19 protein-coding genes and 1 pseudogene are annotated in these 18448 nt (G+C 67.1%); 10 read left to right on the forward strand and 10 right to left on the reverse strand.

Going from position 1 to position 18448, the window contains the following annotated elements; all coding sequences use genetic code 11:
- Window positions 1-24: 24 nt before the first annotated feature.
- Both FHS96_RS21455 and FHS96_RS21460 read right to left on the reverse strand, forming a co-directional pair.
- The gene (locus tag FHS96_RS21455) at window positions 25-978 is read right to left on the reverse strand and encodes an SDR family NAD(P)-dependent oxidoreductase (protein ID WP_429596594.1); all 954 of its coding nucleotides are present in this window, start codon (window positions 976-978) and stop codon (window positions 25-27) included.
- Between the two features lie 30 nt (window positions 979-1008).
- Window positions 1009-1470 carry a VOC family protein gene (locus FHS96_RS21460; protein WP_429596597.1) on the reverse strand — a complete coding sequence of 154 codons (462 nt, stop codon included), beginning with the start codon at window positions 1468-1470 and terminating at the stop codon, window positions 1009-1011.
- Between the two features lie 117 nt (window positions 1471-1587).
- Here FHS96_RS21460 and FHS96_RS21465 point away from each other — a divergent pair, with 117 nt between their 5' ends.
- The gene (locus tag FHS96_RS21465) at window positions 1588-2472 is read left to right on the forward strand and encodes a LysR family transcriptional regulator (RefSeq protein ID WP_429596600.1); all 885 of its coding nucleotides are present in this window, start codon (window positions 1588-1590) and stop codon (window positions 2470-2472) included.
- Between the two features lie 103 nt (window positions 2473-2575).
- On the opposite strand, the gene guaA is transcribed toward FHS96_RS21465, so the two are convergent.
- The 4 genes from guaA to FHS96_RS21485 all read right to left on the reverse strand — a co-directional run bounded on the left by guaA (window position 2576) and on the right by FHS96_RS21485 (window position 7557).
- Window positions 2576-4138 carry a glutamine-hydrolyzing GMP synthase gene (gene guaA, locus FHS96_RS21470; protein ID WP_429596603.1) on the reverse strand — a complete coding sequence of 521 codons (1563 nt, stop codon included), beginning with the start codon at window positions 4136-4138 and terminating at the stop codon, window positions 2576-2578.
- 65 nt (window positions 4139-4203) lie between these two features.
- On the reverse strand, window positions 4204-4959 hold the full coding sequence (locus FHS96_RS21475) for a hypothetical protein (RefSeq protein WP_429596605.1): 756 nt from the start codon (window positions 4957-4959) through the stop codon (window positions 4204-4206).
- 53 nt (window positions 4960-5012) lie between these two features.
- On the reverse strand, window positions 5013-6425 hold the full coding sequence (locus FHS96_RS21480) for a nicotinate phosphoribosyltransferase (RefSeq protein ID WP_429596608.1): 1413 nt from the start codon (window positions 6423-6425) through the stop codon (window positions 5013-5015).
- Window positions 6426-6537: 112 nt separating this feature from the next.
- Window positions 6538-7557: a bifunctional nicotinamide-nucleotide adenylyltransferase/Nudix hydroxylase gene (locus FHS96_RS21485; RefSeq protein WP_429596611.1), complete on the reverse strand. Its 1020-nt coding sequence runs from the start codon at window positions 7555-7557 to the stop codon at window positions 6538-6540.
- Between the two features lie 373 nt (window positions 7558-7930).
- Between FHS96_RS21485 and FHS96_RS21490 the strand changes: the two genes are divergently transcribed.
- From FHS96_RS21490 to aac(3), 3 genes are all read left to right on the forward strand, one after another.
- The gene (locus tag FHS96_RS21490; protein ID WP_429596614.1) at window positions 7931-8566 is read left to right on the forward strand and encodes a VOC family protein; all 636 of its coding nucleotides are present in this window, start codon (window positions 7931-7933) and stop codon (window positions 8564-8566) included.
- Between the two features lie 87 nt (window positions 8567-8653).
- Complete coding sequence (locus FHS96_RS21495) at window positions 8654-9217, forward strand: hypothetical protein (RefSeq protein ID WP_429596617.1); 564 nt, start codon at window positions 8654-8656, stop codon at window positions 9215-9217.
- Window positions 9214-10017 carry an aminoglycoside 3-N-acetyltransferase gene (gene aac(3) / locus FHS96_RS21500; RefSeq protein WP_429596620.1) on the forward strand — a complete coding sequence of 268 codons (804 nt, stop codon included), beginning with the start codon at window positions 9214-9216 and terminating at the stop codon, window positions 10015-10017. The genes FHS96_RS21495 and aac(3) overlap by 4 nt, the downstream gene beginning before the upstream one ends.
- Window positions 10018-10045: 28 nt before the next feature.
- Here the strand turns inward: aac(3) and FHS96_RS21505 are convergent, their stop codons facing one another.
- The gene (locus FHS96_RS21505) at window positions 10046-10972 is read right to left on the reverse strand and encodes a LysR substrate-binding domain-containing protein (protein ID WP_429596623.1); all 927 of its coding nucleotides are present in this window, start codon (window positions 10970-10972) and stop codon (window positions 10046-10048) included.
- Between the two features lie 109 nt (window positions 10973-11081).
- On the opposite strand from FHS96_RS21505, the gene FHS96_RS21510 reads away from it, so the two are divergent.
- The 4 genes from FHS96_RS21510 (at window position 11082) to FHS96_RS21525 (ending at window position 13712) form a co-directional block, all read left to right on the forward strand.
- A complete protein-coding gene (locus tag FHS96_RS21510) occupies window positions 11082-11414 on the forward strand; it encodes a UrcA family protein (RefSeq protein ID WP_429596626.1) in 333 nt (110 codons plus the stop codon).
- Between the two features lie 136 nt (window positions 11415-11550).
- Window positions 11551-12297 (forward strand): isocitrate lyase/PEP mutase family protein, encoded by a 747-nt coding sequence (locus tag FHS96_RS21515; protein ID WP_429596629.1) that lies wholly within the window; start codon window positions 11551-11553, stop codon window positions 12295-12297.
- 96 nt (window positions 12298-12393) lie between these two features.
- Window positions 12394-12852, forward strand: a complete 459-nt coding sequence (locus FHS96_RS21520; RefSeq protein WP_429596632.1) for a carboxymuconolactone decarboxylase family protein — start codon at window positions 12394-12396, stop codon at window positions 12850-12852.
- Complete coding sequence (locus FHS96_RS21525; protein WP_429596635.1) at window positions 12849-13712, forward strand: sigma-70 family RNA polymerase sigma factor; 864 nt, start codon at window positions 12849-12851, stop codon at window positions 13710-13712. The genes FHS96_RS21520 and FHS96_RS21525 overlap by 4 nt, the downstream gene beginning before the upstream one ends.
- A gap of 22 nt (window positions 13713-13734) precedes the next feature.
- Here the strand turns inward: FHS96_RS21525 and FHS96_RS21530 are convergent, their stop codons facing one another.
- Both FHS96_RS21530 and FHS96_RS21535 read right to left on the reverse strand, forming a co-directional pair.
- On the reverse strand, window positions 13735-14478 hold the full coding sequence (locus FHS96_RS21530) for a LysR substrate-binding domain-containing protein (RefSeq protein ID WP_429596903.1): 744 nt from the start codon (window positions 14476-14478) through the stop codon (window positions 13735-13737).
- 12 nt (window positions 14479-14490) lie between these two features.
- Window positions 14491-14670, reverse strand: a pseudogene (locus FHS96_RS21535) (helix-turn-helix domain-containing protein); the annotation flags it as partial.
- Window positions 14671-14904: 234 nt separating this feature from the next.
- Here FHS96_RS21535 and FHS96_RS21540 point away from each other — a divergent pair.
- Together FHS96_RS21540 and FHS96_RS21545 are read left to right on the forward strand one after the other, a co-directional pair.
- Window positions 14905-15144, forward strand: a complete 240-nt coding sequence (locus FHS96_RS21540; RefSeq protein WP_429596638.1) for a hypothetical protein — start codon at window positions 14905-14907, stop codon at window positions 15142-15144.
- 20 nt (window positions 15145-15164) lie between these two features.
- Entirely contained in the window at window positions 15165-16049 is an 885-nt protein-coding gene (locus FHS96_RS21545) for a bestrophin family protein (protein WP_429596640.1), read from the forward strand.
- Window positions 16050-16075: 26 nt separating this feature from the next.
- On the opposite strand, the gene bglX is transcribed toward FHS96_RS21545, so the two are convergent.
- Window positions 16076-18367, reverse strand: coding sequence for a beta-glucosidase BglX (gene bglX, locus FHS96_RS21550; RefSeq protein WP_429596643.1), 2292 nt, complete (start codon window positions 18365-18367; stop codon window positions 16076-16078).
- Window positions 18368-18448 lie beyond the last annotated feature (81 nt).

Here is an 18448-nt window from a genome sequence, read left to right on the forward strand (position 1 = left end):
CCCCGCCCGTTGCGACCTTAGGCATCAGCCGCTTGCCGCCAACGCGGTGGCGAAGCTCAGCTCCATCTCCCGGGCAAGCATTTCCGGAAAGCGCGTCATCAGCGCCTTCGTATAGGGCTGCTCGAAATGGGCATCGAGGTCCGCGCGGGAACGCCACGTCTCGTACAGGATCCAGGCGTTCGGATCATCATTGTCGCGGTGGAGCGTATAGCCGATCGCGCCGTCCTCACGGAGCGTCGGCTCGATCAGCGCGCGCAGCCCCGCACCCAGCGCCTCAGCCTGTTCGGGCTTCGCGGTCAGCCGCGCGATCAGGGTCAGCGGCGGGCCGGCCGGGGCCGGATAGGTCGCTTCCCAGCCTGCATTGGCATCGGTGGCGAGATGCCAGAAGGTGTCGGCGACGCCTTTCGCTTCGGGCGATCCGGGCGCGATCAATGTGGCGACCGTGGCAAGCGCGATGCGGATGCCGCGTGCCGCCAGCGGCTCGGCCAGCGCCTGAACGATGTTGCGCATCGCCGCCTTGCCGACGCCCAATGTCGCGTAGCTTTCATGCGGGTTCACGCCGAGCCCGCCGCCGGTGACCAGGATGGTGCCACCGCGTGCGCCGAACTGCGCCACCGCGGCACGGATCGTCTGGAGCCCACCGGTAATGCTGATCGCGAGGTCGCCCGCCACCTCATCGTCGGTCATGCTGAACAGATCCTGCTGGCGCACGATCGCGGCATTGTAGTGGATGGCGGAAAGACCGCCGGTCAGCCGGTCAGCCTCGACGATCGCCGCGCGCAGCGCTGCCGGGTCGGTGGCGTCGGCGGCCACCGTGTAGGCCGTAATGCCAGCCGCCAGAAGCTCCGCGGCAAGCGTGGCGAGGCGATCGGCGGCGCGGCCGGTGAGAACGAGGCTCCAGCCCTCGCGGCCGAAACGCTCGGCGACGGCCTGGCCGATGCCAGGTCCCGCGCCAATGATCATGATCGATTGCGACATGGGAAACTCCTTTGAAAGAAGCGGCTGGGGTCAGACGATGACTTCGGCCAGCTCGATCAGATTGCCGAACGGATCGGCGAAGAAAGCGAGGCGGCGGTTGATCGCCGCCAGCTCGAACGGCTCGGTGACGATGGTGACGCCGCGGGTGCGCAGCGTTGCGACGGTCGCGTCGACGCTCGCCACGTTCAGGCAGAAATGATGGTAGCCGGCATATTTCAGGCTGTCGCCGAGGTCGGTGTAGGGCCGCACATCCTGCGGGGCCGGCGTGCCGCCGCCGAGGATCTCGATATAGAAATGATCGTCGGTGGGGGGCGCGATATAGGCCAGCTTCTCGTCGGCATAATCCCATTCGGCGACGACGCGGAAGTCGAGCGTCTCGACATACCAGCGCTTCGCGGTCTCGAGGTCCGGCGTGCGCACCGCGACATGGTGGCCGTGCATGTCGGCGAAGGGCGAGGCGCTGTTGGGCGCTGGTGGAATGAAGTCTGCCATGATCGGTCTCCGTGTTCGGGCCGGCGTCGGTGTCGGCCTGCGACACGGAAATTGGGGCTTTTCGATTGATCCGATTAGAGCGATAGTTTTCGCATCAATCCTGAATTGGGATCAGCAATGCGCTCTACCGACCTCTCCGAATTGGCCGCGTTCGATGCGGTCGCGCGCCATCGCAGCTTCCGCCGAGCGAGCGAGGAGCGCGGCGTCACCGCCTCGGCGATCAGCCATGCGGTCAGCAATCTGGAAGCGCGCGTCGGCATACGCCTGCTCAACCGCACGACGCGCAGCGTCTCCCTGACCGACGCCGGCGCGATGCTGCTGGCCCAGCTCTCGCCCGCCTTCGGCGAGATCGGCTCGGCGCTCGACGCGCTCAACCAGTTCCGCCACACCCCGTTCGGCAAGGTACGGATCAACGCGCCCAACTCGATCGCGCCCTTCGTGTTCGGGCCGGTGATGGCGCCGCTGATCGCCGCCAACCCCAATCTGGAACTTGAGATCGTCGCCACCGACCGCCTCGTCGACATCGTCGAGGAAGGCTTCGATGCCGGCATCAGGCTTGGCGAAAGCCTGCGCGAAGGGATGACCGCGGTGAAGATCAAGCCGAGGCTGCGGATGATCGTCGTCGCCGCCCCCGCCTATCTGGAGCGCCACCCCGCGCCGCGCACGCCGGCCGATCTCGACGACCATGTCTGCATCCGCAATCTCTATCCCAGCGGCACCGCCTATCCCTGGGAGTTCAGCCGCGGCGGCAAGACTGCCGCGTTCATGCCGACCGGCCGGCTCTCGCTCGACGATCATGAACTGATGATCGAAGCCGCCCGATCGGGCGCAGCGCTCGCCTATGTATGGGAAGATCGCGCACGCCCGCACGTGGCAAGCGGCGCGCTCATCGAATGCCTCGGCCCTTGGTGCCCGCCCGAGGACTGGCTCTATCTCTATTATCCGGCGCGCAAATATCTTTCGGCCGGCCTACGCGCGGTGATCGAGGCGCTGCGGGTGTGATTGGGCGCAGCACCGGATCCATGGTTCGGCAGTCTGCCCCTGCGGCGCCTTATGGCGCCGAGTAAAGCGGGTGATCGTCCCCCGGACGATCACTGGATCCGCTTTATTCCCACTCGATCGTGCCCGGCGGCTTCGACGTATAATCGTAGACCACCCGGTTGATGCCCTGAACCTCGTTCACGATCCGCGTCGCGACGCGGCTGAGGAAGCCGGCGTCGAAGGGATAGATGTCGGCGGTCATGCCGTCGGTGGAGGTAACCGCGCGGACGGCGCACACCGAGTCGTAGGTGCGGCCATCGCCCATCACGCCGACGGTCTTGACCGGCAGCAACACCGCGAAGGCTTGCCAGATCGCGTCGTAAAGGCCCGCGTTGCGGATCTCTTCGAGGTAGATCAGGTCGGCCTTGCGCAGAATGTCGCACCGCTCCTTGGTGACTTCACCCGGAATGCGGATCGCGAGGCCCGGCCCCGGGAAGGGATGACGACCGACGAAGATGTCGGGCAGGCCGAGTTCCTTGCCGAGCAGGCGGACCTCATCCTTGAACAGCTCGCGCAGCGGCTCGACGAGCTTCATGTTCATCCGCTCGGGCAGGCCACCGACATTGTGGTGGCTCTTGATCGTCACCGAAGGTCCACCGGTGAAGCTGACGCTCTCGATCACGTCGGGATAGAGCGTGCCCTGCGCCAGGAATTCGGCGCCACCGATCTTCTTCGCCTCGGCCTCGAACACGTCGATGAACGTCTTGCCGATGAACTTGCGCTTCGCCTCGGGATCGGTGAGCCCGGCGAGGCCGCTGAGGAACAGCGTCTCGGCGTTCACATGGACGAGCGGGATGTTGTAGGCGCCGCGGAACAGGCCGACGACCTGATCGGCCTCGCCCGAGCGCATCAGGCCATGGTCGACGAACACGCAGGTGAGCTGGTCGCCGATCGCCTCATGGATCAGCACCGCCGCCACCGCCGAATCGACGCCGCCCGAAAGCCCGCAAATCACCTTGCCGGTGCCGACCTGGGCGCGGATCTCGGCGATTTTGGTCTCGCGGAAGCTCGCCATCGTCCAGTCGCCGGCGCAGCCGCAGACGTGGCGGACGAAATTGGCGATCAGCTTGCCGCCATCGGGGGTGTGGACCACCTCCGGGTGGAACTGGACGCCGTAGAAACGGCGCTTCTCGTCGGAGGTCACCGCGAACGGCGCGCCTTCCGACGTCGCGATCGGCGCGAAGCCTTCGGGCAGCCGCTCGACGCGGTCGCCATGGCTCATCCACACCTGATGCTGCTCGCCCTCGGCCCAGAGGCCGTCGAACAAGGCCGAGCGATTGTCGACGCGCAGGAAGGCGCGGCCGAATTCACCCTCGCCCATGCCGCCGACGACCTTGCCGCCGAGCTGCTCGCACATCACTTGCTGGCCATAGCAGATGCCGAGGATCGGCAACCCCGCCTCGAACAGCGCCTGCGGCGCGCGCGGGCTGCCCTCTTCGGTCACCGAGGCCGGCCCGCCGGAAAGGATGATGCCACGGGGCTTCATCCGCGCAAAAGCGGCCTCGGCCTGGCTGAAGGGGGCGATCTCGCTATAGACCCCGGCTTCGCGCACGCGGCGCGCGATCAGCTGGGTTACCTGGCTGCCGAAATCGACGATGAGGATGGAATCTTGGGGCTGCACGCTCATGCCCGCGCGCCATAGCAAAATTGACGCGCGGGGATAGTCCCAACCCGGATTAGTTCTGCATCGCCTCAGCGGGCCGCCAGGATCTGCTCGTCCACGTCGACCTGATCGACGCGGCCATAGCGGACCGAACAGGTGAAGCGGTGGCTCTGCGCGCGGATGCGCGTGTCGCGGCGCACGTCGATCGTGCCGCCGATCTGCCATTCGCGGCCGCTGCCATCGACGCGATCGACCCCGCCCACGCTCGAGTTGCCGCCGAAGCGCTCGGCTTCGCGTTCCGCCGCGACCGAGCAGGCATCCACCGCCGCCGATTCGCTGGAGATAATCGCGCCATCGGCATATGGGCCGTCGGGCGCCGGTGCGGGGTCGCGATCGCCATCGCGATTGGCATCATCGTTCCAGCCGCCCGAGGGCGCCGCGCCATAATCACCGTCATCGGGATAATCGTTGCGGCTGTTGTCCGCCGACTGATCGTAAGGCCGGTCGTCCCAGCGCCCTCCATCCTGCGAGGGCGGCGGGGCATTGCGCTCCGCCTCCTCGCGCTTGCGCTTCTTGTCGGCGGAGCTGAGCACTGCGGCGAGCACACCGATCACAGCGGCGCCGGCGAGCACGTCACCGCCGTCGATCCCGCCGCGGCCACGCTGGCGCCGATCCCAGCGGCCGCGATCCCAGCGACGGCGATCGCGGCCCCAATAGTCCTGATCGGCCTGATGCCAGCCGGGTTGGGCGACAGCCGGCACCGCCGCCATCGCCGGTGCGGTCCCCGTCACCAGCAGGGCGGCGATCACCGCCCCGCTCATCATGCCACCAAAACCACGCTGCATTTGCGTCAGTCCTTCAAACCCCAGGCCTCGCAACGAGACCCTGGGGCGATTCTTTACGCAAGGGCCGCTGTCGGCAGGCTGAATGAGGCAGCCCGCTCGCGCACCATCGCCAGGCTGTCATCCACCAGCAGCCGGCCGTCGCGCCACACCGGGCGGAGCAGGTTGGTGCCGCCGTCCACAGGGACGAAGTCGGCGCCGAGCTGCGCGGTCGCGAAGCCGTGCCGTTCGTCCGCCACCAGCCCCAGCAGCCCGCGCTTGGACTTCTTGTGGTGATCGGTCGCCGGATCCTTGAACACGTCGCGCCAGGCGCCGGCCACCTCCGCCGCGCTCGCCTTGTAGGCGAAGCCCTGCGTGTCCCGGTCCACCCGCTGGAGCAGCGCGCCGCCCATGCCGAAGGCGATGTTGGAGGCGCTGAAGCCCTCAGCGGTGATCCGCGCGAGGATCGCGGCAATGCTTTCCGGATTGACGCCATCGCCCTGGATCACGCGCACGTTGCGCAGCACCTTGTAGCCCTTGGAATTGCGATCGGTGCCGAACCGCTCGCCCAGCAGCGCCATCGTCTTGGAGACGACGCTGACCGGATCGCCGCTGTCGGGCCGGACGACCAGGGTCGCCCCGCTGTCGATCACCTTCTGGCGGAGCTGCTCGCCCCACAGATGCTCGACCGCGTTGTAGAGGTCATAGCTGTCGGAGACGACCGCGAAGAGCGCGCCGGGCTTGCCGAACCGTTCGATCATGTTGGCATAGGCGGCGGCTTCGCCGTCGCGGCCCCAGCTCGTGATCGTGCTGTGCTCGGCGGCCGGGATGCTGAACCCCGCCATCGGCTCATTGTAGAAGCGCCGGCCAGCGACGATCGCGGACAAGGTGTCGGTGCCCTTGAAGTTCACGAGGTGGGCGAGCCCGCCCAGCGCCGCGCTCTGTTCGCTGGAGACGCCGCGCGCCCCGAAATCGTGGAGCTTGAAGGGCAGCTCGGCCTCGGGATCGTCGGCGGTCTCGACCAGCGCGTCGCGGATGATCTGGCGGACCTGCCAGCTGATCGTCGCCACCGTCACCGGATACCAGATGCGCAGCAGCGCGGTTTCGACATAGCTCGGCAGCCAGGCGAAGTCGGTATCGGTGTTGACCACCGTCATCAGCACATTGTGCGTCGGTACCACCGTGCCCTCGGGCACCGCGCGAATCTCCAGGGGCAGGCGCCCGTCATGTCGGTGAAGCAGCAGATCCCAGCCGCGCGTGTTGAACGGCACGCCATGGTCGCGCAGCATGTCATGCGCTTCATCGACATCGCGGCGGGTGATCGGCCGGCCGAACTCCGCCTTCAGGATCGCCTGCAGGCCGAAGAACAAGGTCTCGTCGTAACGGCCTCCACGGCTTTCGGCATAGGCGAACACGCGGCTCGTCTGCGGCGGATACTGGACGAAGTGGCTGATCTTGTAGCTGTCGGTATTCAGGATCGGATTGAACATGACGGAAGCTCCTTCTCGTCGGATTGACCCTCGGGGTCTCTCCCCTCGGGGTTCGGGTGAACGCTGCCCCTAAAGCCGATTCGGGCAGCGCTTTTCAGTGCCGTGCATCACATCATGCGGCACCGAGGAAATGTTCGAGGATGAAGAAATGATCCTCGAAAAGGGCATCGCGCATCCGCCGCGCCTCTGCCACCGGCACCCAGCGCGCACGCGCGGCATCGTCGCCGCCGCGCACCGGCGGCAGTTCGCCGGACGGGAAATCGAAGTGGAAGGCGTGGGTAATGGTGCGACCCCGCGCCGAGCGATCGGGATGGTCGAAGATCTGCTGGCCGCGGATGCTGCCGCGCAGCACCGGTTCGGGCAATCGCAGCCGGGTCTCCTCGCGCAGTTCGCGTAGCGCCGCCTCCAGCACCGTCTCGCCCTGCCGCACGAAGCCGCCGGGCAGCGCCCACAGCCCGCGACCAGGCTGGGCCTTGCGCGCCACGAGTAGGACATGGCCGGAATGGACCACGACCGCGTCGGCGGTAACGAAGGTGGGCGGATAAGGCGCCGCGTCCCACGCCGCGCGATAGGTCTGGAGGTGGCGATACTCGTCGAGCAGGGCAGCGAAGGCATCGGTTGCGCGGAACGCATCGAGCATCGCGAACACCATCGGCGGCACATTGGCTTCCAGAAGACCGAGCGCGCCGGCGTCACCCGCGAACAGATGGCCGCGCATCTCGGTGGCCGACAGCATCGGCACCGCGGCGGCATCGATCAGGTCCCACTGCGGGAAGGCCTTGAGATAATAGGAACTGGCATCCTTTAGATGACCGATCAGCGCGACCTTGCCGCTGTCGCCGCCCGCCGCCATGACCTGCGCCTGCACCTCGGCGATCCAGGCGGTGTCGTTGTAGAGATGATCGACCAGCGGCGCGATCGTGACGCGCGCGGCATCTGCGCCCAGCGTCTCGCGGATCATCACCTGCCGTTCCGCGAACGACCAGGGGTTGCGCGTGGTGCGCGGCGCGCCGGCCGAACCGACGAGAACGATGACATGTTCGGCTTCGCGCAACGCGCGTTCGAGGACGGCGCGATGGCCGATATGCAGTGGTTCGAACCGCCCGATGTAGACGGCGTGATCGTAGCGCATCATGAGGCTCCCTCATGCGTGACACACCCGGTCTGCCCAGGTGACGACGTATCGACGCCGCAGCGCCGGGATAGTTCCCGGAAACTCGTAGGGATATGATCGCCGTCACAGCTGCGGGATCGTCATAGCCCTCGTGCTTTTACCCACTTAGGCCGCGCGGAGCGGCGCGGTTGACCGGCGGTGAGCTTATGATGGATTTCGCGCGTTTTCTGGCGCGCATTGTAACCTGTCGGGCTGCACGCGCGAACTTGCAGGTGGCGCTGATGCCAGGCGCCTTTGCACGGCAACCGGTCGCGCAGCCCGAAGGCGACACGGCCGGATTGAACCCCGAGTGCAAGCGGATTCCTGACAGCGAAAGGCGTGCATTCCGATCATGAGCACTCATCGAAACATCAACAGGCAGATCACGCATCTCTTTGCGGCGCTTGCGATGGTCAGCCCGTCGGTGGTCGAGGCCGCAGATGGCGCCCCTCAGCGGGACGCGCCCAGAACACGGCAGGTTCCCGCTTCGGAAAGTGGCAGGGATATCCACCTCCTCCATGGTTCGGGCCTTCACCATGTGAATGTGCGCGCCTTCGACATGGACAAGACCATCGCATTCTACGAGCAGGCGTTCGGATTCCGCCTTCTGTTCCGCTGGGATGGCGTCGATGCCATGCGGGAAGGGCAGGTCTATTTCCGTAACCCCTTGCGCGGCGCGCATCTCGACATGGGCGACGGGCAAATCCTCGAGCTGATCCCCGCGCCTGACGCCGCCATACGCCCCGACGACCGCGCGTCGAGTTTCAACCATATCGGCCTGCGCGTTTCTAACCTGGAAGAGACCTACGTCCGGGCGCTGGCGGCGGGAGCAAAGCCCCACCCGATCCAGGACGGATCAGGCGGCGTGTGGGACGGGCCGACGACGATCCGCCTCAAGGCGCGGCCGCCGTTCCAACGATCCTTCGTCGTGCGGGCTGCGCATGTGGAGGGGCCCAATGGCGAGATCATCGAGCTGTTCGAGTCATAAGAACACGCCGCCCGACGTCCGATGGTCGGGGTGCACGCCCTTCAAGCCCTGCTTGCCAGCGTAGCTTGGCTTCGAAATGATGCGCATATGCCGCCACCGCCTGACATCCGCGCGTTGCTCGACGCGATTGCCGATGCCGGACGGGAGGTGCAGGGGGCGGCGTTCATGCGGCTGTGCGCGCTGACCGAGGTGCCGCCGGCATGGGCGCCGGCGGTGTGGAGCGAATTGCTGGCGCTGCTCGATCACCGCAACAACCGCACCCGTGCGATTGCCGGGCAGTTGCTCGCCCGGATCGCACCTGCGGTGGCGGTTGCGACGGTCGTTGCCGATGTGCCCCGACTGGTCACGGCGACGCACGACCCGCAGTTCGTGACCGGCCGCCATATCCTGCAGGCGCTGGCCCGCCTGGGCATGGCACCGGCCGAGGTTCGCGCGCGGCTCGCGGCGCTGCTGGCGGACCGCTTCGTCGCCTGCGCCGGCGAGAAGAATGCCACCTTGATCCGGCTCGACATCCAGATGGTACTGCGCGCGCTTCACGACCGTGCCGAAGACGAGGCAGAGGCGACCCGCGTACGGCAGGCGGCACTTGACCTCGTGCTCCACGAACCCGACCCGAAATATGCGCGCAGATATCTGGGGTGCTGGAAATGACCGACTTCATCGCCCGCGAGCGGCTGGCTCAGGACATTGCCGCGATCGGCGTGCGGCATGGCGACACGGTGATGGTCCACGCCGCAGTCAGCCGTGTCGGCCGGATGATCGAGGGGCCGGACACGCTGATCGCCGCGCTGTTCGACGTGCTGGGCGCCGAGGGCACCTTGGTCGGCTATGCCGACTGGAACACCGATTATGAGGAATTGGCCGATGCGGACGGCCGGGTGCCCGCCGAATGGCGCACCGGCATATTGCCGTTCGATCCGGCCTGCGCCCGTGCGATCCGCCACAATGGCAGCTTCCCCGAATTCCTGCGCGGCTGGCCCGGCACGATGCGCAGCGCCAATCCCGGCGCCGGCGTGGTCGCGCGCGGCGCGCGGGCGGCGTGGCTCACCGCCGACCATGCGATCGACTATGGCTATGGCCCCGCCTCCCCCTTCGCGAAGCTGGTGGAGGCCGAAGCCAAGGTGCTGATGCTGGGCGCACCGCGCGACACGCTGACCCTGCTCCACCACGCCGAGCATCTCGCCGACATTCCGCGCAAGCGGATCCGGCGGCTGGAGGTACCGTTCGCGACGCCGGCGGGCACCGAATGGCGGATGACCGAGGAATATGACACCGCCGATCCCGTCCATATCGAGCTGGCCGACGATTATTTCGGCACGATCGTCGATGATTTCGTCGCGGCCGGCGGCGGGCGCGAGGGGCTGATCGGCAAGGCGCCGTCGCTGTTGCTGGAAGCGGCGCCGCTGGTGGCGTTCGCGGTGCAATGGATCGAGCGGCAGGATCTCGCCTGAGCATCGGCGAGGCGGGATCCGCGCCGCGTCAGCGCGCGGGCATCGGTTCCAGCATGCCATAGGGATCGTCCCCCGCCGCACGGCGCACCGCATCGATCAGCCAGTCGCGCAGCGCCCGGACCTTGGGCAGGTTGCGCTTATGCTCGGCGTAGACGAGGTAGAAGCCGTTCCGATAGGTCGCGAACTGCGCGAAGGGCTGGACGAGTTGCCCCGTTTCCAGCGCCGTCTGGAACATCGGCGGGCTCAGCACGGCGATGCCGTGCCCGGCGATCGCGGCATGGCCATCCAGCACCTGCGATTCGAAGCGGATACCGGTGTGGACGCGCCCCTTGGTGTCGAGATCGGTCAGCGAGTCGAACCACAGATCCCACCATTCGTCATCGGGTGACAGCCGCGGCGTGCGCAGCAGGTCCGCCGGCTCGTTCAGCCGATGGCGGGCGAGGAAGGCGGGGCTGGCAAGCGGCGTCACCGGCATGCGCATCAGGAAATGGCCGATGAACTCGGTGGGTGGCGCCGGCAGCGTGCGGATGGCGACGTCGAATTCGCTGGCCGCGAGGTCGACCATCGCGTCGCTCACATCCAGCCGCACCGCCAGATCAGGGTGCGCGATGTGGAACTCGCCCAGCCGGCCCGACAGCCAGTTGGTGGCGAAGGTGCGTGGCGCGGTGATGCTGAGTACCGTATCGCTTTCCGCGCGGGCGATCGCGAACGCCTCCCCCATCGCGTTGAACGCGTCGGTGATCCGCGGTGCGATCCGCCGGCCGAGATCGGTGAGCGCCATGCCCCTGCCGCGGCGGACGAACAGCGGCGCGCCCAGCCGCTCCTCCAGCAATTTCATCTGATAGCTGACCGCCGCCTGCGTCATCGCCAGTTCCTCCGCGGCGCGGCTGAAATTCTCATGACGCGCGGCGGCTTCGAACACGCGAACGGCGGCGAGCGGCGGCAGGCGGGACATCGGGGAAATATAAGGTCAGCTTTCGGATCGCGTCCATCGCTTTGTTGGTGCTTCTGGCGCCGGACGGCCAAAAGCCGCGCATCACGAACATCTTTCAAGGAGTGATCCGATGACGAAGTTTCTCGCCTCCACCCTTCTCCTGCTGATCGCCTCGCCGGCGCTGCCGGTGCTGCCCTCCCCCGCGCTCGCGCAGGACCATGCCGCCCCGATCCGTGTCGAATATCGCGACCTCAACCTGTCCAGCGCGCAGGGCGTGGCACTGCTCGACCGCCGCATCCGCACCGCGGTCGACCGCGCCTGCGCGAACTGGTCGGCCGACACGCTGAAGCGCCGCACCGAATTCGCCGCCTGCCGCCGCGCGAAGATCCAGGAGGTCGCCGCGCAGCGTGACCGGGCAGTGGCGAAAAGCCGCGCCGGCACCCAGGTCGCCGCCGCCCGCTGAGCGGGATGGAATTGCAAGCTGAGCTGATAACTGGCTGCCTCCGACCGACGCCGGCGGGATGATCGCTGGCGACGGTCGGAGGCAGTCCCTATGGTGCGCAGGCACGCGCGCCGATGACGAAGCGAAGGAGCAGGGGATGCCGACGATTGCGGACAAAAGGGCGCAGTTTCGCGCGCTGCACGAAAGCGGGTTCTTCATCATTCCCAATGCCTGGGATGTCGGCAGCACGAAGCGGCTGGCGGCGCTGGGGTTCAAGGCGATCGCCTCGACCAGCGCGGGTGCCGCCTGGTCGGCGGGCAAGGAGGATGGCGAATTGGGCCGCGACGCGGTGCTCGCGCATCTCGGCGATCTGGTCGCAGCGACCGACCTGCCGATCAACGCCGATTTCGAGAATGGCTTCGCCGACGACGCCGAAGGCGTCGCCGCGAACGTGACGCTGGCGGTAGCGACCGGCGTTGCCGGCATCTCGATCGAGGACTGGTCGGGCAGCCATATGTATGAGGCCGGCCACGCCGCGGAGCGGATCGCGGCGGCGCGCGCGGCGATCGACGCGAGCGATCCGGCGGTGATGCTGATCGGCCGCAGCGAGAATTTCCGCGTGCCCGGGATGAGCGCTGCGGACAGCATTTCCCGCGCCGTCGCCTATGCCGAGGCGGGGGCCGATTGCCTTTTCGTGCCCTTCATCCTCGATCATGGCGCCGTCGCCGAACTCGTCGCGGCAGTCGCCCCCAAGCCGGTCAACGTCGTGGTGCAGAGGTTCGACAGCATTCCCGCCTATGCCGCGCTGGGCGTGCGCCGTTGCAGCGTCGGCGGATCGCTTGCGAACGCGGCGTGGAAGGGGTTCGACGTGGCGGCGGCCGAGCTGAGAGGGTTCGAACCCTGACGCCGCGCCCACCCGCGGCCTTTTTTTTCGACGGCGATGTCACATCCGCGGATCGCGTCTCGTCATGGCAGCGTAACCGACGAAAGGAACGCAACCATGACTTCCAGGCTCGATCCCTTCACCGCCGCGCCCGCCCTGATGAAGAGCTGGATGGGCACATCCATCGCTGTTGGCGCCAGCCTTGAAGCAAGCCTCATCGAACTGGTCAAGATCCGCGCCTCGCAGATCAACGGCTGTGCCAACTGCATCAACATGCACACGGTGGAAGCCCGCGCGAAGGGCGAAACCGAGCAGCGCATCTACCTGCTTTCGGCGTGGCGCGACGCACCATGCTACACCGATCGCGAGCGCGCCGCACTCGGCTGGACGGAGGCATTGACGCGCCTGTCCGAAGGCGTCGACCATGACGCCGCCTATGCGGCGCTGACGCCCTGGTTCAGCGAGGAGGAACGCGTCAACCTCACCCTGATGATCAATATCATCAATGGCTGGAACCGCCTGGCCGTGGGCTTCGGGCTGTGGATCGAACCGGCCAAGGCGCGGGCGGCGGCATGAGCCTGCCGGCATCCGACGACGCCGCGTCGAGCTTCGATCCGCTGCGCCCCCGCTTGATTCGCGTCGCCTATCGCATGCTGGGGTCGGTCGCGGATGCCGAGGACATCGTGCAGGACGCCTTCATCCGCTGGATGGGGGCGGACCGCGCGGCGGTGCGCGAGCCGGAGGCCTTCCTGCGGCGCACCGTCACCCGGCTGTGCCTCGACCAGCTCAAATCGGCGCGGGCGCAGCGTGAGACCTATGTCGGCCCCTGGCTGCCCGATCCCGTCGTCGAGACGGAGGAGGATGCCGATGAGGACGTCACATTGCCGCTGCTGCTCGCGCTCGAGCGGCTGACCCCGCTGGAGCGCGCCGCCTTCCTGCTCCACGACGTGTTCGGCCTCGGCTTCGAAGAGGTCGCCGCGACGATCCAGCGCGACCCCGCGGCGTGTCGACAGCTTGCGGCACGCGCCCGCGCGCATGTCCGCGAGGCGCGGCCGCGCCACGCGATCGAACGCCGGCACGGCCTGGAGCTGGCCGAGGCCTTCTTCGCCGCCTCGCGCAGCGGCGACATGACGGCGCTGGGTGCGATGCTCGCCGCCGACGTCAGCATCCATTCCGATGGCGGCGGCAAGCGCCCGGCGGCACCCGCGCCGATCCTCGGCCGGTCCAATGTGATGAAGGTGCACAAGGCGCTGGCGATCCTGTTCGCCCGCCACGGCTCGCAACTCGTCCACGTCGGCCTCATCAACGGCCTGCCCGGCTTCGTGACGCGCGAGGGCGATGGCGAACTCCAGACGACGGCGCTCGACATTGCCGACGGCAGGATCAACGCGATCTACGTGATGCGCAACCCGGACAAGCTGCGCCACCTGCACTGATCGCGGGGCCTTGCGCGGATGGTCAGCGCCCCAGCCGGGCGATGTTGGGCTGATCGTTCGCCGCCGCCGCGGGCCGCGCGCGATCGCCGCGCAACTGTTCGGCAAGGAAGCGCAGGCAGTTGCGCACCTTCGCGGTATCGCCCTGCGCCGGTGTGTAAAGCGCGACGATGGGCGAACTCGGCAGGGAGAGCGCCGGCAGCACCTTTTCGAGACGCCCGGCCTCAATATCCTCGGCCACATCCCACAGCGTCTTCACGACGATGCCGGCACCGTCGATCGCCCAGATGCGCGCAAGTTCGCCATCATTGGTGCTGAGCGTGCGGCGTGGCGTGACATCCTCCGTCTTCACATGGCGCCACAGCTTGTGGTGCCCGGCATCGACCGCGATCTGATCGTGCATCGCGAGATCGGCGACCGATTGCGGACGGCCGCGGCGATCGAGATAGGAAGGCGCCGCACACATCACGCGCGGATTGTCCGCGAGCCGCTTCATCGTCAGCGTCGAATCCGCGGGCGGCTCGAAGCAGATCGCCAGATCATAGCCGCCCTCGATCACGCTGGCATTCTGCTCGGTCGTTTCCAGATGCACCTTCACCTCGGGATGCAGCATCGCATAATGCTGGAGCAGCGGCCCCAGCCGCCGCCGACCGAAGGCGATGGTGGTAACGACACGCAGCGCACCCGCCGCATCGGTGGCGCTGCGCATCACCGCCAGTTCGGCATCCTCCATCTCGGATAGCGCCCGGCCGGCGCGTTCGTAGAACATGCGTCCCTCCTCAGTCAGTGTCAGGTGCCGGCTGTTGCGCCGGACCAGCGGCACGCCAAGGCGCGCTTCGAGTTGCGACAAACGTCTGCTCGTCGCCGCAAGCGACAACCCCAATCGCCGCGCGGCGACGGAAAGGCTCCGCGCCTCGGCGATTCGGATGAACGACAACGTCTCGGAAAAACGGTCACGCATGCATGAAGAGCTAGTGCGCGAATGCTGCGGCGCAACACGTTCTGCGTTGCCGAACCTTGTTAAAGTCTTTCCATGCCTCTCGCGAGTGTATGAAAAATGTCGGAATTTTGCTGCGTTTTCCCTCGTCGCAAGGCTGGGTTGCGAAATTTGACTCGCGGTTGACCAGCTTGTGCATCGCACCAACTTTTGGGGCGACTGCGGTCGATCTTCTCACAACGCGAAAGGAATTCCGCCATGACGGCCCCTGCCCCCGCGACCCGTACCAAGGCCGAACCGCCGTTGGCGTGGAACGACATCGAAGCGCTGCCCGTCTATGCGGCGATCGCCATGGGCCTGTTCTTCCTGTGGTATACGATCAGCGACCTTACCCCCGTTCTCCAGCTCATGCTGCTGAAGGCTGTCGGCATCCTCGGCTGCGTGGCGCTGCGCCATGCCTGGCTGACGCTCGACGAAGAGCCAGAAGCGCAGGCCTGATCGGATAGGGTTGTTCCCCGATGATCGTTGGACGTACGCCGCGTATCCGGCTGACCTACAACCTCGCCTGGCAGACGCTGATCGCGCTGTTCGTGTGGGATGTCGCGGTCACCATCTTCTACTATCTGTCGCCGTTCAGGGCGCCGGCGCTGCCGTTGACCGTGTTCGGCACGGCGCTGGCGTTGTTCCTCGGCGTCCGCGTCAATTCGGCCTACCAGCGCTGGTGGGAAGGGCGCGGGCTGTGGGGGCTGATGGTCAATGTGTCGCGCAGCTACACGCGATCGGTGCTGGCCTTCCTGCCCGGCGATGCGGCCGGCACAGCGCTAAAGCATGAGCTGGTCGTACGGCAGATCGCCTATGTCCACGCGCTACGCCGCCAGCTCCGCCGGCAGGATCCGGCAACCGAGGTGCGCCGCGTGCTCGGCGATGGGGACATTCCCGAGCTCGACCGGCGCAACCCCGCCAACGGCATCCTCGATGGTTCGGACCAGCGCCTGGCCGAGGCGACCCGCAACGGCTGGATCGACACCATCCAGCAGACCCAAATCGAGCGCATGTTCGTCGACATGGCGAATTCGCAGGGCGGGATGGAGCGGCTGAAAAACACGCCGCTGCCAGCGCAATATCGCTCCTTCCCCAAATTCTTCACCCGGCTGTTCTGCATATTGCTGCCGATCGGGCTGGTGGAGACGCTGGGTGTCGCGACCCCGATCGGCTCGGCAGTGGCGGGGTTCATGTATCTGGCGGTGCTTCAGATCGGCGATGATCTGGTCGATCCCTTCGCCAACACCATCCACGATCTGCCGCTGACCAACATCACGACGATGATCGAGGTCGATCTGCTCCAGGCGATCGGGCGGCAGGGGCCGACGATCCCCGAAGCGGAGAACGGCGTCCTCTGGTAAAGGCGGGGCAGGCCGCGCCGGCGCGCTCAGCGCGGCGCGGCCTGCCCCGCCCCCAGCAGTTCGAAACTGCCGGCGAGGCCACCGACCGACGACTGACCGACCCAAATGTCGAACATGCCCGGCTCGGTCACCGGCTGGCTGCCCGATCCGATGAACTCCAGATCCTCACGGTCCAGTTCGAAGCGCACCTCGGCGCTGCTGCCGGGTTCGAGCGTCACCCGGCGCACGCCTTTCAACTGGCGGATCGGGCGCGTGCGGCTGGCGATGCGATCGCGGATATAGAGCTGGATCACCTCGCTGCCGGCGCGCTGGCCAATGTTGCGCACCGTGGCGCGCACCACCAGTTTCTCGTCCCACGGCAGCTTGGCGGCGCTGAGCAGCAGGTCGACCAGCTCGAAACGCGTGTAGCTGAGGCCGTGGCCGAACGGGAACATCGCGGTGTTGTCGGTGGTGCGGAACCGCGTCTTATACTCGGTCGACTGGTTCTGGATCACCGGCCGTCCAGTCGACTTGCGATCATAATAGAAGGGCTCCTGCCCTGATTCCCAGGGGAAGCTCACCGGCAGCCGCGCCGAGGGATTGACCGTGCCGAACAGCACGTCGGCAATGGCATTGCCGGACTGGCTGCCGAGGAACCAGGTCGCGAGCAACGCCGGGGCGCTGGCGATCGAGCCCTGCAGTGCCAGCGCGCGGCCGTGGCGCAGCAGCACGATCATCGGCCGGCCGACCGCCGCCACCGCGTCGGCCAGGGCGCGCTGCGCGGGCGGGATGACGATCTCGGTGCGCGAGGTCGCCTCGCCCGACATATCCTCGCCCTCGCCGACTGCGAGGATGACGATGTGCGCGGTCTTCGCGGCCTGCACCGCGCGCTCGATGCCGCCGTCGATCGGCGCCTCGATGCCCGATCCCGGCTCGACATTGAGTTGGGTGGGATAGGTCATCTGCGCACGGATGCCGTCCGCGATCGAGACGTTCAGCTTTGTGTCCGCGTAGAAGGACCAGGGGCCGAGCACATTGTCGACATCGTTCGCGAAGGGGCCGATCAGCGCGATCCGGCGCTGGCTCTCCCGCCGCAGCGGCAAGATGTCGCCATCGTTGCGCAGCAGCACGATCGATCGCGCCCCGGCCTCGCGCGAAAGCGCGATCTTGTCGGGCGAGCTGATGTGGACCGCCGCCTTCTTCTCGTCGATCGAGCGATAGGGATCGTCGAACAGCCCCGCCGCGGTCTTCACATAGAGGATGCGGCGCACGGCAAGGTCGATCGCCGCCATCGGCACCGCGCCCGATGCGACCAGTTCCGGAATATAGCGCATGTAGATGCCGCTCTGCATGCTCATGTCGACGCCGGCGAGGATGGCAAGGCGCGCAGCATCCCGCTCGTCTTCAGCAAAGCCGTGCGCGATCAGTTCCGCATCGGCGGTGTAATCCGAACAGACGAAGCCGCCGAATTTCATCTCGCCGCGCAGCAGGTCGGTCATCAGCGCGCGGTCGGCGGTAGCAGGGATGCCGTTGATCTCGGTGAAGGCAGACATCACCGCAAGCGCGCCGGCATCGAAGGCAGCGCGGAACGGCGGCAGGTGCGTTTCGCGCAGCGTCTCGTCGGAGATGTCGACATTGTTATAGTCGAGCCCGGCGAGCACCGCGCCATAGGCGGCGAAATGTTTGGGTGCGGCGAGCAGGCTGTCGTCGCGCCGCAGGTTGCGGCCCTGAAAGCCGCGCACGCGGGCGGCGGCGAACAGCCGCCCAAGATAGACATCCTCGCCGGCGCCCTCGACCACCCGGCCCCAGCGCTCGTCGCGCGCGACGTCCACCACCGGCGCATAGGTGAGATGCAGCCCGGCGGCGGTCGCCTCCAGCGCGGCGGCGCGGGCGGTGCGTTGCGCCAGCTCGGGATCGAAGCTCGCTGCCTCGCCCAGCGGCACCGGGAAGATCGTGCGCAGTCCATGGATCACGTCGCCGGCGAACAGGATCGGGATGCCGAGCCGGTTCTCCTTCACCGCCAGATCCTGCGCCTCACGCGCGCCGGCGGCGCCGATGCCGTTGAACAGGCAGCCGACCCCCGACGTGCGGATAATCTCCGACAGCCGCCCCTTGTCCTGCACGCCTACCACAGGATTGGGCGGATTGTACGGCCGGAAGCTGTCGGCAAGGCAGCTCATCTGCCCTGCCTTCTCCTCCACCGTCATCCGCCCGATCAGCGCATCGACGCGCTCAACCTCGGTCTTCGAGAAGGCCAGCCGCGGAAAGGCAAGCGCCACCGCCCCGCCGAGCGAGCCGATAAGCAGGGAGCGACGATCGATGGAAGGAGAGGGCGGCATGAGGTGATATCGAAGCTAATGCTGCCGATACCACGACGCACCACGACGCGCCACGAGCTGCCCCAGGCATGCGACAGATGG

It is taken from the genome of Sphingomonas zeicaulis, assembly GCF_050433225.1.
Lineage (GTDB): Bacteria > Pseudomonadota > Alphaproteobacteria > Sphingomonadales > Sphingomonadaceae > Sphingomonas_D > Sphingomonas_D zeicaulis.